General features: G+C 54.5%; 13 protein-coding genes and 1 other RNA gene. 10 read left to right on the plus strand and 4 right to left on the minus strand.

Annotated elements, in window-relative coordinates:
- Window positions 1-3: 3 nt before the first annotated feature.
- Window positions 4-111: antisense sRNA RprA (gene rprA / locus A8O29_RS10250), an RNA gene on the minus strand.
- A 194-nt stretch (window positions 112-305) separates the two neighbouring features.
- Window positions 306-1,430 (minus strand): AI-2E family transporter YdiK, encoded by a 1,125-nt coding sequence (gene ydiK / locus A8O29_RS10255; protein ID WP_125353148.1) that lies wholly within the window; start codon window positions 1,428-1,430, stop codon window positions 306-308.
- A 327-nt stretch (window positions 1,431-1,757) separates the two neighbouring features.
- Here ydiK and ydiJ point away from each other — a divergent pair, with 327 nt between their 5' ends.
- From ydiJ to ldtE, 10 genes are all read left to right on the plus strand, one after another.
- Entirely contained in the window at window positions 1,758-4,814 is a 3,057-nt protein-coding gene (gene ydiJ, locus A8O29_RS10260; protein ID WP_125353147.1) for a D-2-hydroxyglutarate dehydrogenase YdiJ, read from the plus strand.
- Window positions 4,811-5,221, plus strand: a complete 411-nt coding sequence (gene menI / locus A8O29_RS10265) for a 1,4-dihydroxy-2-naphthoyl-CoA hydrolase (RefSeq protein WP_125353145.1) — start codon at window positions 4,811-4,813, stop codon at window positions 5,219-5,221. Before ydiJ ends, menI begins: the two co-directional genes overlap by 4 nt.
- 264 nt (window positions 5,222-5,485) lie before the next feature.
- Entirely contained in the window at window positions 5,486-6,400 is a 915-nt protein-coding gene (gene lpxP, locus A8O29_RS10270) for a kdo(2)-lipid IV(A) palmitoleoyltransferase (RefSeq protein WP_125353143.1), read from the plus strand.
- Window positions 6,401-6,734: 334 nt separating this feature from the next.
- Window positions 6,735-7,109 carry a Fe-S cluster assembly scaffold SufA gene (gene sufA / locus A8O29_RS10275; protein ID WP_125353141.1) on the plus strand — a complete coding sequence of 125 codons (375 nt, stop codon included), beginning with the start codon at window positions 6,735-6,737 and terminating at the stop codon, window positions 7,107-7,109.
- 2 nt (window positions 7,110-7,111) lie between these two features.
- Window positions 7,112-8,599, plus strand: coding sequence for a Fe-S cluster assembly protein SufB (gene sufB / locus A8O29_RS10280; RefSeq protein WP_125353139.1), 1,488 nt, complete (start codon window positions 7,112-7,114; stop codon window positions 8,597-8,599).
- A gap of 16 nt (window positions 8,600-8,615) precedes the next feature.
- Entirely contained in the window at window positions 8,616-9,362 is a 747-nt protein-coding gene (gene sufC / locus A8O29_RS10285) for a Fe-S cluster assembly ATPase SufC (protein ID WP_125353138.1), read from the plus strand.
- Window positions 9,337-10,608, plus strand: coding sequence for a Fe-S cluster assembly protein SufD (sufD, locus tag A8O29_RS10290; protein WP_125353136.1), 1,272 nt, complete (start codon window positions 9,337-9,339; stop codon window positions 10,606-10,608). Before sufC ends, sufD begins: the two co-directional genes overlap by 26 nt.
- Entirely contained in the window at window positions 10,605-11,825 is a 1,221-nt protein-coding gene (gene sufS, locus A8O29_RS10295; RefSeq protein ID WP_125353134.1) for a cysteine desulfurase SufS, read from the plus strand. The genes sufD and sufS overlap by 4 nt, the downstream gene beginning before the upstream one ends.
- A gap of 12 nt (window positions 11,826-11,837) precedes the next feature.
- Window positions 11,838-12,254, plus strand: coding sequence for a cysteine desulfuration protein SufE (sufE, locus tag A8O29_RS10300; RefSeq protein WP_125353132.1), 417 nt, complete (start codon window positions 11,838-11,840; stop codon window positions 12,252-12,254).
- A gap of 108 nt (window positions 12,255-12,362) precedes the next feature.
- On the plus strand, window positions 12,363-13,367 hold the full coding sequence (gene ldtE, locus A8O29_RS10305; protein ID WP_125353130.1) for a L,D-transpeptidase LdtE: 1,005 nt from the start codon (window positions 12,363-12,365) through the stop codon (window positions 13,365-13,367).
- A 68-nt stretch (window positions 13,368-13,435) separates the two neighbouring features.
- Here the strand turns inward: ldtE and A8O29_RS10310 are convergent, their stop codons facing one another.
- On the minus strand, window positions 13,436-13,672 hold the full coding sequence (locus A8O29_RS10310) for a major outer membrane lipoprotein (RefSeq protein ID WP_034455915.1): 237 nt from the start codon (window positions 13,670-13,672) through the stop codon (window positions 13,436-13,438).
- 307 nt (window positions 13,673-13,979) lie between these two features.
- Window positions 13,980-15,392: a pyruvate kinase PykF gene (gene pykF / locus A8O29_RS10315; protein ID WP_110508502.1), complete on the minus strand. Its 1,413-nt coding sequence runs from the start codon at window positions 15,390-15,392 to the stop codon at window positions 13,980-13,982.
- Window positions 15,393-15,400 lie beyond the last annotated feature (8 nt).

A 15,400-nucleotide genomic window follows, 5' to 3' on the forward strand; every position in this document is an offset into this window, starting at 1 on the left:
AGGATAAAAAAAAGCCCATCGTGGGAGATGGGCAAAGACTACACACAGCAATTCGTTGTTTCACTCAGGGGATTTCCATGCTTATAAATCAAGGTGTTGATTTATAACCGTGAGCTAATAGTAGGCATGCAGAATTTTTGCGTCGATCAGATTGGTCTTAATCGTTAAAAAAAGGTAAACGATTTGAGAGCCCTGAAGGGGCGTTAGCGGTGATTCTGAGCAGATTAGCGGTGCGATGGGGTAATAACGATAAGTAGTGCTTAAGTATTAGGCCCGGCGCATGGGTGCGTCCGGGCCATGTTTTATCAGTTAGCGAGCTTGTCGTGGTTCGCTTCCAGAGACTCCAGTTCCTCAAGCACTTCTTCAGGATCGTCAGTCGGGGGCGGCACTTCGCGCACCCAGGCATCAAAGAGACGCCAGGACACCGCCAACAATACCGGGCCGATGAACAGGCCAATCATGCCAAACGCAATCAGGCCACCGATAACACCAGTGAGAATCAACACCATTGGCAGGTCGGCACCCATACGAATCAGCATCGGACGGATGAAGTTATCCATGGTACCAACCACGCAGCTCCACACCAGCAGCACCGTGCCCCAGGTGGTGTCGCCGCTCCAGTACAGCCAGATGATGGACGGGATAAGCACCACCAACGGACCGAGCTGAACCAGACAGGAGAAAATCATTACCACGGTCAGCAGCGTCGCGTAAGGCACGCCGGAAATCGCCAGGCCGATACCGCCCAAAACCGCCTGCACCAGCGCGGTGACGACCACGCCAAGCGCCACGGCGCGAATGGCTTGTCCTGCCAGCAGCACCGCCGCATCGCCACGTTTAGCGGCCAGACGGGTGGCAAAATACCGCACGCCAAACGCCACTTTTTCGCCCTGCCAGTAGAGCAGTGCACTGAACAACAGCATCAGACCGCAATGCATCATAAAGCGACCAATATGCGCCGCCTGGCCGACAAACCATGTTGTGGTGGTGCCGATGTATGGGCGAACTTTCGCCATAATCGCCGAGCCGCCCATGTCCAGCAGACTGTGCCAGCCCGCGTACAGCTTACTACCGACCAGTGGAATACTGTTCAGCCACCCGAGATCGGGCAGGGAAATATTGCCAGAAGTAATGGCATGAACCAATGGGCCGCTGCCATCGACCAGACTGTTAACCAGCAGCGCAACCGGAATCACGAACAGTAAAAACAGCAGCAGCGTCATCACCAGCACTGCGAGTGAGCGGCGGCCAAACAGTAAACGCTGGAGTTTTAGCAGGACCGGCCAGGTGGCAATTACGATTGTCGCGGCCCACGCAAACCCCAGAACGAAGGGTTTTACTATCCATAAACAGGCTACGATCATGAGCGCTAAAAACAGCACCGACAGCAGAATTTGCGGTAAATCACGGGGCCGATAAAGGGTTGTCATACGTTTTGTACCTTAGTAGTTACGCCCTAAAAGAGGTGCACAGGATAAATCCATTTACTCATAATAATATCAACTATTTCGTTTCCATGTTCGGGCCGAAAACCAATAAGCTGATCCATTCAAAATGTGATACAACGTTAAGGCAATACGCAAACGATAAACATACCCTTCATACTTCAAGTTGCATCGGTGTTGGCTGCGTTTACTTTCCCGAATCACTTACTTATGTAAGCTCATCGGGCTACGCTTTCTTGCCGCCTGGATGCAACTCGAATTCTTTTGGGTAATAACCGTCCAACACAACTTAGTCAGGCAGGGTCAAGCGTCATGATCCCACAGATTTCTCAGGCACCCGGTGTTGTTCAGCTGGTGTTGAATTATTTGCAGGCACTGGAGCAACAAGGTTTTACCGGCGATACCGCCACCCGTTATGCCGACAGGCTGACGATGGCGACCGATAACAGCATCTATCAGCTCCTCCCCGATGCCGTGGTTTTCCCCCGTTCAACCGCTGACGTCGCGCTGCTTTCACGCGTTGCCGATGAAGAGCGTTTCCGCTCGCTGGTCTTTACGCCGCGCGGCGGCGGAACGGGCACCAACGGCCAATCGTTAAACCAGGGCATCGTCATCGATATGTCCCGCTATATGAATCGCATCATTGAAATCAATCCCGAAGAGGGTTGGGTGCGGGTCGAAGCGGGCGTTATCAAAGATCAGCTTAATCAGTTTCTAAAACCCTACGGGTATTTTTTTGCGCCCGAACTGTCAACCAGTAACCGCGCTACGCTTGGCGGGATGATCAACACCGATGCGTCCGGACAGGGGTCGATGGTGTATGGCAAAACCTCTGACCACGTACTGGGCGTGCGAGCGGTGCTGCTGGGCGGCGATATTCTGGATACGCAGCCGGTGCCGGTGTTGCTGGCGGAAACGCTGGCCAAAGAGCAGTCGGCTAGCGGGCGCATTTATCGCACGGTGTATGAGCGCTGCAAAGATAACCGCGAACTGATTATCGACAGCTTCCCAAAACTGAACCGCTTCCTCACCGGTTACGATCTGCGTCATGTCTTCAATGACGAGATGACCGAGTTTGACCTGACCCGCGTGTTGACCGGCTCAGAAGGCACGCTGGCATTCATTACCGAAGCGCGCCTGGATATCACGCGCCTGCCGAAAGTGCGTCGCCTGGTGAACGTCAAATATGATTCCTTCGATTCGGCGCTGCGTAATGCGCCATTTATGGTTGATGCGCGTGCGATGTCGGTGGAAACCGTCGATTCGAAAGTGCTGAATCTGGCGCGGGAAGATATCGTCTGGCACTCCGTCAACGAACTCATTACCGACGTGCCGGACAAAGAGATGCTCGGCCTGAACATCGTGGAATTTGCCGGTGATGATGAAGCGCTGATCGCCGGCCAGGTGAGCGCGCTGTGCCAGCGTCTTGATGCGCTGATCGCCGCAGGCGAGGGCGGCGTGATCGGCTGGCAGCTTTGCAATGAACTGGACGGCATTGAGCGAATTTACGCGATGCGCAAAAAAGCGGTCGGCCTGCTCGGCAATGCCAAAGGCGCCGCCAAACCGATTCCGTTTGCCGAAGACACCTGCGTGCCTCCGGAGCATCTGGCGGATTACATCGTCGAATTCCGCGCGCTGCTTGACGGGCATGGCCTCAGCTACGGCATGTTTGGTCACGTCGATGCGGGCGTGCTGCACGTGCGCCCGGCGCTGGACATGTGCGATCCGCAGCAGGAAATCCTGATGAAACAGATTTCCGATGACGTCGTCGCGTTGACGGCAAAATATGGCGGCCTGCTGTGGGGCGAACACGGCAAAGGTTTCCGCGCGGAATACAGCCCGGCCTTCTTTGGCGACACCCTGTACGGCGAGCTGCGCAAAGTGAAGGCGGCGTTCGACCCTAATAACCGTCTTAACCCAGGGAAAATTTGTCCGCCAGAAGGCGTGGATGCGCCGATGATGAAGGTGGATGCGGTCAAACGCGGCACCTTCGACCGACAAATCCCGATTTCAGTGCGCACTTCCTGGCGCGGGGCGATGGAGTGCAACGGCAACGGTCTGTGCTTTAACTTCGATGTGAACAGCCCGATGTGCCCGTCGATGAAAATCACCAGCGACCGGATGCATTCGCCAAAAGGTCGCGCCACGCTGGTGCGCGAATGGCTGCGTCTGTTGGCCGATCGCGGCATTGATCCGCTCAAGCTTGAAAAAGAGCTGCCGGAAAAACGCGCCAGCCTGCGGGGCCTGATTGAACGGACGCGCAACAGCTGGCATGCCAACAAAGGCGAATACGATTTCTCGCACGAAGTGAAAGAGGCGATGTCCGGCTGTCTGGCCTGTAAAGCCTGTTCAACGCAGTGTCCGATCAAAATCGACGTGCCTGATTTCCGCTCGCGCTTCCTGCAGCTGTATCACACCCGCTATTTACGCCCGATGCGCGATCACGTGGTCGCCACGGTCGAAAGCTATGCGCCGCTAATGGCGCGTGCGCCGAAAACATTCAACTTCTTTATTAGTCAGCCGTGGGTGAAGAATTTGTCGATGAAGCACATCGGCATGATTGACCTGCCGCTGCTGTCGACGCCTTCGTTGCAGCAGCAGATGGTGGGGCACCGCTCGGCGAATCTGACTCTCGAACAGCTTGAAGCGCTGAGCTCAGAACAAAAAGCGAAAATGGTGCTGGTGGTGCAGGATCCGTTCACCAGCTACTACGACGCGCAGGTGGTGGCAGATTTCGTCCGGCTGGTGGAGCGCGTCGGCTATCAGCCTGTCGTCCTGCCGTTCTCACCGAACGGTAAAGCGCAGCACATTAAAGGCTTCCTGGCGCGCTTTGCGAAAACGGCACAGAAAACGGCCGACTTCCTCAACCGTGTGGCGCAGCTTGAGATGCCGATGGTGGGCGTCGACCCGGCGCTGGTGCTATGCTATCGCGACGAATACAAGCAAACGCTCGGCGAAAAACGTGGTGATTTCCAGGTTCAGCTGGTACATGAGTGGTTGCCGAAAGCGCTGGAAAATACCGAAATGCGAGACGTCAGCGGTGAGGCCTGGTACCTGTTCGGTCATTGTACCGAAGTGACCGCACTGCCGATGGCACCCAAACAGTGGGCGTCTATTTTCGCCCGCTTTGGCGCGAAACTGGAAAGCGTCAGCGTGGGCTGCTGTGGCATGGCCGGAACCTATGGCCACGAAGTGAAGAATCACGCCAACTCATTGGGCATTTATGCTTTGTCCTGGCAGCAGGCGATGCAACGTCTGCCTCGCAACCGCTGTCTGGCCACGGGATATTCCTGTCGCAGCCAGGTGAAGCGCGTTGAGGGCAGCGGCGTGCGCCATCCGTTGCAGGCTTTACTGGAGATAATGGGATGATCTGGAAACGTAGCGCGACGCTGGATGCGCTCAACGCGATGGGCGAGGGGAACATGGTTGGCCTGCTGGATATTCGCTTTGAGCGTCTGTCCGACGACAGCCTGGAAGCCACCATGCCGGTGGACAGCCGCACTCATCAGCCGTTTGGCCTGCTGCACGGCGGTGCCTCGGTGGTACTGGCCGAAACGCTGGGCTCTGTGGCGGGTTATCTTTGCACCGAAGGCGATGAAAAAGTAGTGGGCGTTGAAGTGAACGCCAATCACATTCGCGCCGTGCGGAGCGGGCGGGTGCGTGGCGTCTGTAAAGCGCTACATGCCGGACGCCGTCACCAGGTTTGGCAGATAGAGATCTTCGATGAGCACGGCACATTGTGCTGCACATCCCGACTCACCACGGCGGTGGTGTGAACAGCGAATAAGAAAATTAGAAGGAGCGTTAGCGCGGTAATTAACCGCGCTAACGTATCGGAATAATTCCGATTTATTACTGACCACTTAAGCAAAGCTTCAGATTAATTCACTATCTTTTATCAGACAGATGTAGCATTCTGATCTCTTGGTTAAAACGTGTTTTAACCGACGTAAAAATTCACAACGTATCGCTTAAAGATTGATGATTTCCTTCGTTTTTTCCTTATGCGTTACTGGTACACATGTTTACAGGAATTAACGATGGCAAAAGCCTTCGACAAATCGCTGCTGCACCCTCGCAACTGGTTAACCTGGTTTGGTTTAGGCGTGCTGTGGTTGCTAGTCCAACTCCCTTATCCACTGCTATACATCATCGGCTCATCACTCGGTCGTGCCTCCCGCCCATTTTTGAAAAGAAGAGAAAAGATTGCGTCAAGAAATCTTACGCTCTGTTTTCCGGAAATGACTGACGAGGAAAAAGAGAAGCTCATCGAACAAAACTTTATTTCGCTTGGCATGGGCTTAATCGAAACCGGTATGGCCTGGTTCTGGAGCGATGCCCGGGTTAAAAAATGGTTTGATGTAGAAGGCTATGAGAATCTGACCAAAGCGCTGGAAAATAAAAAAGGCGTGATGGTGGTCGGCGTGCATTTCATGTCGTTGGAACTGGGTGGCAGGACGATGGGCCTGTGCCGTCCGATGATGGCCACCTACCGTCCGCATAACAGCAAATTGATGGAGTGGGTGCAGACCAAAGGGCGCCTGCGTTCCAATAAAGCGATGATCGACCGCCGCAATCTCCGGGGTCTGGTGACTGCGCTGAAAGCCGGGGAAGCGGTCTGGTTTGCCCCGGATCAGGATTACGGCCCGAAAGGCAGTACTTTCGCGCCGTTCTTTAACGTCCCGGAGGCGGCAACCACTAACGGTACGTTTGTGCTTCAACGCTTGTCAGGCTCCGAACTGCTGACCATCACCATGGTGCGTAAAGCTAACAATCGTGGCTACAACCTGTACATTAGTGAAACGCTGAAAGATTACCCGATCGAAGACGAGTTCAAGGCTGCAAGCTATATGAACAAGGTTATCGAGAAAGAGATCTTGCGTGCACCAGAGCAGTATTTATGGGTGCACCGCCGCTTCAAAACGCGCCCGGTGGGCCAGGCGTCGCTCTACTAACGAACCTGTTTTTTCTGAAAGCCCCGTGTGCATCCGCCACGGGGCTTTTTTATTGTTGTCACAGACAGCGATTCCTATCTCATAAATTGGTATTTTCTATACATCTTTTCATTGCCGCATTTTTTCTCCGCCGTTGAAGTTAAAGCATTTATTTTTCAATGTATTGAACATTTCCCGATAGCCCTGTCCAGTCTGCGCACAGGGTCTATGCTTAGTAAAAGCCCTCTGTTGGAGGCATTCCGCCGAAAGCCCCTGCTGACAAGGGGTTGAAGTGATAATCATTATCACTAACATAGAGGGATGCCCTGATGGCTTCAACGTATAAGGTGGACCTATGGAATTGCATTCAGAAACCTTCAACCCGGCTGATTTTTCCTGGCGCGGGATCAGCCTGACGCCCGCGGCGGCGGCGCACGTGTGCGACCTGGCAATCAAGCAGGGCGTGCAGGGGATCCGTCTGGGGGTGAAAACCTCCGGCTGTGCGGGTTTTGCTTACGTACTGGATACCGTTACCGAACCGAAAGCAGACGACCTGCTGTTTGAGTCTGACGGTGCGAAGCTGTGGGTGTCGTTACAGGCGATGCCCTTTATCGACGGCACGGAAGTGGATTATGTGCGCGAAGGCTTAAATCAGATCTTTAAGTTTCACAACCCGAAGGCCCAGCATGAATGTGGCTGTGGTGAAAGTTTTGGGGTGCAGGCGGAGTAATTATGTCACGTAATACTGAAGCAACTGACGATGTCAAAACCTGGGCCGGTGGTCAGCTCAATTATAAAGAAGGGTTCTTTACCCACCTGCAGACCGATGAACTGGCAAAAGGGATCAGCGAAGAGGTGGTGCGTGCCATTTCTGCCAAACGTAACGAGCCGGAGTGGATGCTCGAATTTCGCCTGAACGCGTTCCGGGCGTGGCTCGAAATGGAAGAGCCGCACTGGCTGAAAGCGCATTACAACAAGCTGAATTATCAGGATTACAGCTACTACTCCGCGCCGTCCTGCGGTAACTGCGATGAAACCTGCGCTTCAGAACCGGGTGCGGTTCAGCAAACCGGGGCCAATGCGTTCCTGAGTCAGGAAGTCGAAGATGCGTTTGGCCTGCTTGGTGTGCCGGTCCGTGAAGGGCGCGAGGTAGCGGTCGACGCGATTTTCGATTCCGTCTCTGTGGCGACCACCTACCGGGAGAAACTGGGCGAGCAGGGCATTATTTTCTGTTCGTTCGGCGAGGCTATCCACGATTATCCCGACCTGGTGCAGAAATATCTCGGCACCGTAGTGCCAGGCAACGATAACTTCTTTGCCGCGCTGAACGCCGCGGTGGCCTCCGACGGCACCTTTATTTACGTGCCAAAAGGCGTGCGTTGCCCGATGGAACTGTCGACCTATTTCCGCATCAACGCCGAAAAAACCGGCCAGTTTGAGCGCACGATTTTGGTGGCCGATGAAGGCAGCTACGTCAGCTATATCGAAGGCTGCTCGGCTCCGGTTCGCGACAGCTATCAGCTGCACGCCGCGGTGGTGGAAGTGATCATCCACAAAGACGCGGAAGTGAAATATTCCACGGTGCAGAACTGGTTCCCGGGCGATAACAACACTGGCGGCATTCTGAACTTCGTGACCAAACGCGCACTGTGTGAAGGCGAAAACAGCAAAATGTCATGGACCCAGTCGGAAACCGGCTCGGCCATTACCTGGAAATACCCGAGCTGTATTTTGCGCGGCGATAACTCCATCGGTGAGTTCTTCTCGGTGGCGCTGACCGCCGGACACCAGCAGGCCGACACCGGCACCAAGATGATCCACATCGGCAAAAACACCAAATCGACCATTATCTCGAAAGGGATCTCCGCCGGACACAGCCAGAACAGCTATCGCGGCTTAGTCAAAATCATGCCGACGGCGACCAACGCCCGTAACTTCACCCAGTGTGACTCGATGCTGATTGGCCCGGACAGCGGGGCGCATACCTTCCCGTACGTCGAATGTCGCAATAACAGCGCCCAACTCGAGCATGAGGCCACGACCTCGCGCATTGGTGAAGACCAGCTGTTCTACTGCCTGCAACGCGGCATCAGCGAAGACGACGCGATTTCAATGATCGTCAACGGTTTCTGTAAGGATGTTTTCTCAGAGCTGCCGCTGGAGTTTGCGGTCGAAGCACAAAAATTGCTGGCGATCAGCCTCGAACACAGCGTCGGTTAAGCATTAAGGGACACACATGTTAAGCATTAAAGATTTACAGGTAGCGGTAGAAGATAAAGAGATCCTGCGCGGGCTTAATCTGGAAATTCGCCCGGGCGAAGTGCACGCCATCATGGGCCCAAACGGCTCAGGGAAAAGTACGCTGTCGGCGACGCTCGCCGGGCGTGAAGATTACGAAGTGACCGGCGGAACGGTTGAATTCAAAGGCAAAGATCTGCTGGAACTGGCGCCGGAAGATCGCGCCGGGGAAGGCATTTTCATGGCCTTCCAGTATCCGGTGGAAATTCCCGGCGTCAGTAATCAGTTCTTCCTGCAAACGGCGCTCAACGCGGTGCGCGAATATCGCGGCCAGGAATCACTCGACCGCTTTGATTTTCAGGATCTGATGGAAGAGAAAATCAAACTGCTGAAAATGCCGGAAGATTTGCTGACCCGTTCGGTCAACGTCGGCTTCTCCGGCGGTGAGAAAAAGCGTAACGACATTCTGCAAATGGCGGTACTTGAGCCCGAACTGTGCATTCTTGATGAATCAGATTCGGGGCTGGACATCGATGCGCTGAAAATTGTCTCCGACGGCGTCAATGCGCTGCGCGACGGCAAACGGGCGTTCATTATCGTCACCCACTACCAGCGCATTCTCGACTACATCAAACCGGACTTTGTGCACGTGTTGTATCAGGGCCGTATTGTTAAATCCGGCGATTTCACGCTGGTTAAACAGCTGGAGGAGCAGGGCTATGGCTGGCTTACCGAACAGCAGTAACGCGCTGCAGCAATGGCATCACCTGTTCGAGGCGCAAAGTACCGCGCGCACGGCGCATTCGGAACAGCACCTGCAACAGATGCTGCGACTCGGTTTGCCAACGCGTAAACAGGAAAACTGGAAATACACGCCGCTGGATGGGCTGCTGAACAGCCAGTTTGTCAGCGCAGAGGCGACGATTGATGCGTCACAGCGCGACACGTTAGCGTTGCCTGTCGACGCGCTGCGAATGGTGTTTGTGAACGGCCAATTCATGCGCGAATTGAGCGATGAGCTGGCAGACAGCGGTTTCCAGGTCACGGTCGATAACGCACGTGAGACGCTCCCTGCGGCGGTACAGCCGGAAGTGTTCTTGCACCTCACGGAAAGCCTGGCGCAGACGGTGACGCATATCCAGGTGGCGCGTAATCAACGTCCTGCCAGACCGCTGCTGTTGATGCACATCACTCAGGGCGCCGACGGTGAGGAGATGAACACCGCGCATTATCGCCATCATCTGGAACTGGCGCAGGGTGCGCAAGCCACGGTGATTGAACATTACGTCAGTCTGAACGACACGCGGCACTTTACGGGGTCGCGCCTGACGATGCAGGTCGCGGACAATGCGCATTTGCAGCATATCAAGCTCGCCTTTGAAAACCCGACCAGCTATCACTTCGGTCATAACGACATTCAGCTTGGTCAGGATGCCAGTGCGGCGAGCCACAGTTTCCTGCTCGGGGGCGTGGTGCTGCGGCATAACACCAGTACTCAGCTCAACGGCGAAAACACCACGCTGCGCATTAACAGCCTGGCGATGCCGGTGAACAACGAAGTGTGCGACACCCGCACCTGGCTGGAGCATAACAAGGGTTATTGCAACAGCCGTCAACTGCATAAAACCATTGTCAGCGATAAAGGCCGGGCGGTGTTTAACGGGATTATCAACGTCGCGCAGCACGCGATTAAAACCGACGGGCAGATGACCAATAACAATCTGCTGCTCGGCAAACTGTCCGAAGTGGACACCAAGCCGCAGCTGGAAATCTATGCCGATGACGTGAAGTGCAGCCACGGCGCGACCATCGGGCGTATCGATGACGAACAGCTATTCTATCTGCGTTCGCGCGGGATCAAACAACAGGCCGCCCAGCAGATGATCATGTATGCCTTTGCCGCTGAGCTGACCGAAGCCATCAGCGATGAGACTATCAAACGTGAAGTGCTGGCGCGGATTGGCCAGCGTTTACCGGGAGGAAGAGCATGACATTTTCCATTGAACGGGTGCGGGCTGATTTCCCGCTGCTGACCCGTGAAGTCAATGGCCAACCGCTGGCGTATTTGGACAGCGCGGCCAGCGCGCAAAAACCCAACGCGGTGATCGACGCCGAAGCAGAGTTTTATCGTCACGGTTATGCGGCGGTTCACCGGGGTATTCACACCCTCAGCGCCGAAGCGACAACCCGAATGGAGCAGGTGCGCCAGCAGGCCGCTCACTTCCTCAATGCCCGTTCGGCGGAAGAACTGGTCTTTGTGCGCGGCACCACCGAAGGCATAAACCTGGTGGCAAACAGCTGGGGCGACAGCCACGTCGCGCAGGGCGATAACATCGTCATCAGTCAAATGGAACACCACGCCAACATCGTGCCGTGGCAGATGCTCTGTGCGCGCGTTGGCGCTGAACTGCGCGTGATCCCCCTCAACGCAGATGGCACGCTGCAGCTGGATGCGATCCCCGGTCTGTTTGACGAACGCACGAAGCTGTTGGCGGTGACGCAAGTATCGAATGTGCTCGGCACGGAAAACCCGGTGCAGGCGCTGACCGAACTGGCGCATCAGCACGGCGCGAAAGTGTTGATCGACGGGGCGCAGGCGGTGATGCATCACGTCGTGGATGTGCAAAGCCTGGATTGCGATTTTTATGTTTTCTCGGCGCACAAGCTGTATGGCCCGACCGGCATCGGCGTGCTGTACGCGAAAGAAGAAATTTTGCAAGACATGCCACCGTGGGAAGGCGGAGGCTCAATGATTGCCACCGTCAGTCTGACAGAAGGCACCACTTGGGCGAAAGCGCCGTGGCGCTTTGAAGCGGGCACGCCAAACACCGGCGGGATTATCGCCCTCGGGGCCGCGCTGGAGTATGTCAGCGGGCTGGGTCTGGATAATATTGCCGATTACGAGCACACCTTAATGCATTACGCGCTGGCTGAGCTGGCAACGGTGCCGGATATCATGCTGTACGGCCCGCAAAATCGACTCGGCGTTATCGCCTTCAATCTCGGTAAACATCACGCCTATGACGTCGGCAGTTTCCTCGATAACTACGGTATTGCGGTGCGGACCGGACACCATTGCGCGATGCCGCTGATGGCGTTCTATAACGTGCCCGCCATGTGTCGCGCATCGCTTGCGATGTACAACACAGTTGAAGAGGTGGACCGTCTGGTGGCAGGATTGAAACGTATTCATCGTTTACTGGGCTGACAGGGAGGCTCTATGGCCGCATTGCCGGACAAAGATAAACTGTTGCGTAACTTCAATCGTTGCGCCAACTGGGAAGACAAATACCTGTATATCATCGAGCTGGGCCAGCGTTTAGCCCCACTCAGTGAAGACGCGCATAACCCGGAAAATATTATTCAGGGCTGCCAGAGTCAGGTGTGGATTGTGATGGAACGCAATGTCGACGGGCGGATAGAACTGCAGGGCGACAGTGACGCCGCTATCGTTAAGGGACTGATTGCCGTCGTTTTTATTCTCTACCATCAGATGACCGCTCAGGACATTCTGGCTTTTGATGTGCGCCCGTGGTTTGAGAAAATGGCGCTGACCCAACACCTTACGCCCTCGCGTTCGCAGGGGCTCGAAGCGATGATCCGCGCAATTCGCGCGCAGGCTCTGAGTTTTAGCTAAACTAATTTTACAATACAGCTTTCATTCTGTAACGCGAGGTGGGGATTCCGCCTCGCGGGTGGGTTCAGCTTTCTGGCGTTCTGTCAGTGACTAAAAGGGAAACTCAGTATGAAACGCGCATCTCTCATCTCATTAATGCTCTTAGGTGCTCTCGGCGCGTCTCAGGCCGCCAGAGCGGTGGAATACACCTTACCGGCTAACGGTAGCCGCCTCGTTGGACAAAACCAGACCTACACGGTGCAGGAGGGCGACAATAGCCTGCAAACCATTGCCCGGCGCTTTGATACCGCCGCAATGATCATCCTTGAAGCGAATAACACTATTGCGCCGGTACCGAAACCGGGAACGCAGGTAGTCATTCCGCTTCAATTACTGCTGCCTGACGTCCCGCGAGAAGGGATCGTGGTCAATCTGGCGGAACTGCGACTCTATTATTTCCCACCGGGCAGCAATACGGTGCAGGTGTATCCGTTAGGCATCGGCCAGCTTGGGCTTGAAACGCCTGAAATGACCACCCGCGTCGGGCAGAAAATCCCGAATCCGACCTGGACGCCAACAGCGGGCATCCGCCAGCGCTCACTGGAGAAAGGCATCACGCTGCCGCCGGTGGTACCCGCAGGGCCTAATAACCCGCTGGGGCGCTTCGCATTGCGTCTGGCGTACGGTAACGGTGAGTATCTGATTCACGGCACCAATGCGCAGAGCAGCGTCGGGCTGCGTGTCAGCTCCGGCTGTATGCGGATGTTTACCGATGACATCAAAGCGCTGTTTGCGCAGGTTAGGGTCGGGACGCCGGTGCAGGTGATTAACCAGCCGGTGAAATATTCGATTGAGCCGAACGGTACGCGCTATATGGAAGTACACCGTCCGCTGACCCAGGATGAAACCCAGAACCCGCAGACCATGACCTACGTGCTCCCGGCGGGCTATTCGCAGTTCGCCAGCGATAAAGGCACCGACAAGGTGATGGCGGATAAAGCGATGTATCGTCGGGCGGGTATTCCGGTGGTTGTGTCGTCAGGCGTAACGCCGGTGGCGACAGGGCAGAATCAGGTGCTTTCGGTTCAGAATGGATCGCCTGCAACGGCGAATGAAACGCGGGTAATGCAATAACGTGGAAAGGTGATTAACAGGCAAAAAAAAATGGCGCACAATGTGCGCCATTTTTATTACAGGTACTCTTACTTACGGTAAGAGTGAGCCTGGTTGTCCAGACGCTGGTTAGCGCGTGCTGCGTCGTCTTTAGCAGCTTGAACGTCAGAACGCATTGCGTTCACGTCGTTGCTCAGCTGGTCAACTTTAGCGTTCAGAGTCTGAACGTCAGAAGACAGCTGATCGATTTTAGCGTTAGAAGAACAACCTGCCAGCATAGTAGAAGCCAGGATTACCGCGCCCAGTACCAGTTTAGTACGATTCATTATTAATACCCTCTAGATTGAGTTAATCTCCATGTAGCGTTACAAGTATTACACAAAGTTTTTTATGTTGAGAATATTTTTTTGATGGGAATACACTTATTTTTGATCGTTCGCTCAAAGAAGCATCGAACAGGTGTACAAAAAGCAAAAGCTGTGTGAAAACAGTACGATTTCATTGGATTAATCTTAGATAATCTCAGTTTAAATAGTGAAATCCGATTTGCATTTTTATTAAATAAGTCTATCGAAGGAATAAAAAAAGCGCCGCGAGGGCGCTTTTGTGCAAATTAAGTCGACTGAATCGAAATTACAGTACGTGCACGGATGCAGTATTGGTGGTTCCGCTTGGTACCAGCGCACCAGAAACCATCACCACAACGTCACCTTTCTGAGCCAGACCGCTCTGCAGTGCAACTTCTTTACCCAGACGGTAGAAATCATCAGTAGAAGAGATTTCTTTCACCAGCTGCGCGTTAACGCCTTTAGACAGCACCAGCTGACGTGCAGTCAGTTCGTTGGTGGTCAGCGCCAGGATGGTGGCATCCGGGAAGTATTTACGGATTGCACGAGCAGATTTACCGCCCTGGGTCGCAACAACAATCAGTGGCGCTTCCAGTTTCTCAGCAGTTTCTACCGCACCGCGGCAAACTGCTTCGGTGATGCGTAGCTTACGGCTGTCGTTGTTGAAGTCCAGACGGCTGCTCATTACACGGTCAGTACGTTCGCAGATGGTCGCCATGATGGTCACAGCTTCCAGCGGGTATTTACCTTTCGCAGACTCACCGGACAGCATAACTGCATCGGTACCGTCGAGGATGGCGTTCGCAACGTCACCGGCTTCAGCGCGGGTTGGACGTGGGTTCTTGATCATAGAATCCAGCATCTGGGTCGCGGTGATAACTACTTTACGTGCGCGCACGCATTTTTCGATGATCATCTTCTGCGCGAAGATAACTTCTTCAACCGGGATTTCAACGCCCATATCGCCACGAGCAACCATGATGCCGTCAGACGCTTCGAGGATTTCGTCGAAGTTGTTCAGGCCTTCCTGGTTTTCGATTTTGGAGATGATCTGGATGTTTTCGCCGCCGTGGGCTTTCAGGTGCTCACGGATTTCCAGCACGTCAGAACGCTTACGGATAAAGGACGCTGCAACGAAGTCAACGCCCTGTTCGCAACCGAAGATCAAGTCCTGTTTGTCTTTCTCAGCCAGCGCTGGCAGAGCGATGGAAACGCCTGGCAGGTTAACGCCTTTGTTTTCGCCCAGGTCGCCGTTGTTCAGAACTTTACAAACAACCTTGTTGCCTTCGATAGCGGTCACTTCCATACCGATCAAACCGTCATCAACCAGAATGGTGTTGCCGACGCTCAGATCGCTGGTGAAACCTTCGTAGGTGACGGCCACAGTTTCGGTGTTACCGACAACGGTTTTGTCCGTGGTGAAGGTGAAGGTCTGGCCTGCTTTCAGAGCGACGTCGTTACCGCCTTCCAGTTTAATGGTACGGATTTCCGGGCCCTTGGTATCCAGCAGGATAGCCGCAGTCTTACCGGTTTTGCTCACCACGTTGCGCAGGTTCTTGATGCGCTGGCCGTGTTCAGCGTAGTCGCCGTGAGAGAAGTTCAGACGCATCACGTTCATGCCGGCGTCCAGCATTTTGGTCAGCATCTCTTCGGATTCGGTTTTTGGACCGATGGTGCAAACAATTTTGGTCTTTTTCATGACAGTCT

Source organism: Scandinavium goeteborgense, from assembly GCF_003935895.2.
GTDB lineage: Bacteria > Pseudomonadota > Gammaproteobacteria > Enterobacterales > Enterobacteriaceae > Scandinavium > Scandinavium goeteborgense.

Bases quoted from the DNA above. Each gene is read 5' to 3' on its own strand.
- sufD (WP_125353136.1), top strand. From the start codon at position 9,337: ATGGCTGGCTTACCGAACAGCAGTAACGCGCTGCAGCAATGGCATCAC.
- lpxP (WP_125353143.1), top strand. From the start codon at position 5,486: ATGGCAAAAGCCTTCGACAAATCGCTGCTGCACCCTCGCAACTGGTTA.
- sufC (WP_125353138.1), top strand. From the start codon at position 8,616: ATGTTAAGCATTAAAGATTTACAGGTAGCGGTAGAAGATAAAGAGATC.
- sufS (WP_125353134.1), top strand. From the start codon at position 10,605: ATGACATTTTCCATTGAACGGGTGCGGGCTGATTTCCCGCTGCTGACC.
- sufB (WP_125353139.1), top strand. From the start codon at position 7,112: ATGTCACGTAATACTGAAGCAACTGACGATGTCAAAACCTGGGCCGGT.
- sufA (WP_125353141.1), top strand. From the start codon at position 6,735: ATGGAATTGCATTCAGAAACCTTCAACCCGGCTGATTTTTCCTGGCGC.
- ydiK (WP_125353148.1), bottom strand. From the start codon at position 1,430: ATGACAACCCTTTATCGGCCCCGTGATTTACCGCAAATTCTGCTGTCG.
- pykF (WP_110508502.1), bottom strand. From the start codon at position 15,392: ATGAAAAAGACCAAAATTGTTTGCACCATCGGTCCAAAAACCGAATCC.
- ldtE (WP_125353130.1), top strand. From the start codon at position 12,363: ATGAAACGCGCATCTCTCATCTCATTAATGCTCTTAGGTGCTCTCGGC.
- ydiJ (WP_125353147.1), top strand. From the start codon at position 1,758: ATGATCCCACAGATTTCTCAGGCACCCGGTGTTGTTCAGCTGGTGTTG.
- sufE (WP_125353132.1), top strand. From the start codon at position 11,838: ATGGCCGCATTGCCGGACAAAGATAAACTGTTGCGTAACTTCAATCGT.
- A8O29_RS10310 (WP_034455915.1), bottom strand. From the start codon at position 13,672: ATGAATCGTACTAAACTGGTACTGGGCGCGGTAATCCTGGCTTCTACT.
- menI (WP_125353145.1), top strand. From the start codon at position 4,811: ATGATCTGGAAACGTAGCGCGACGCTGGATGCGCTCAACGCGATGGGC.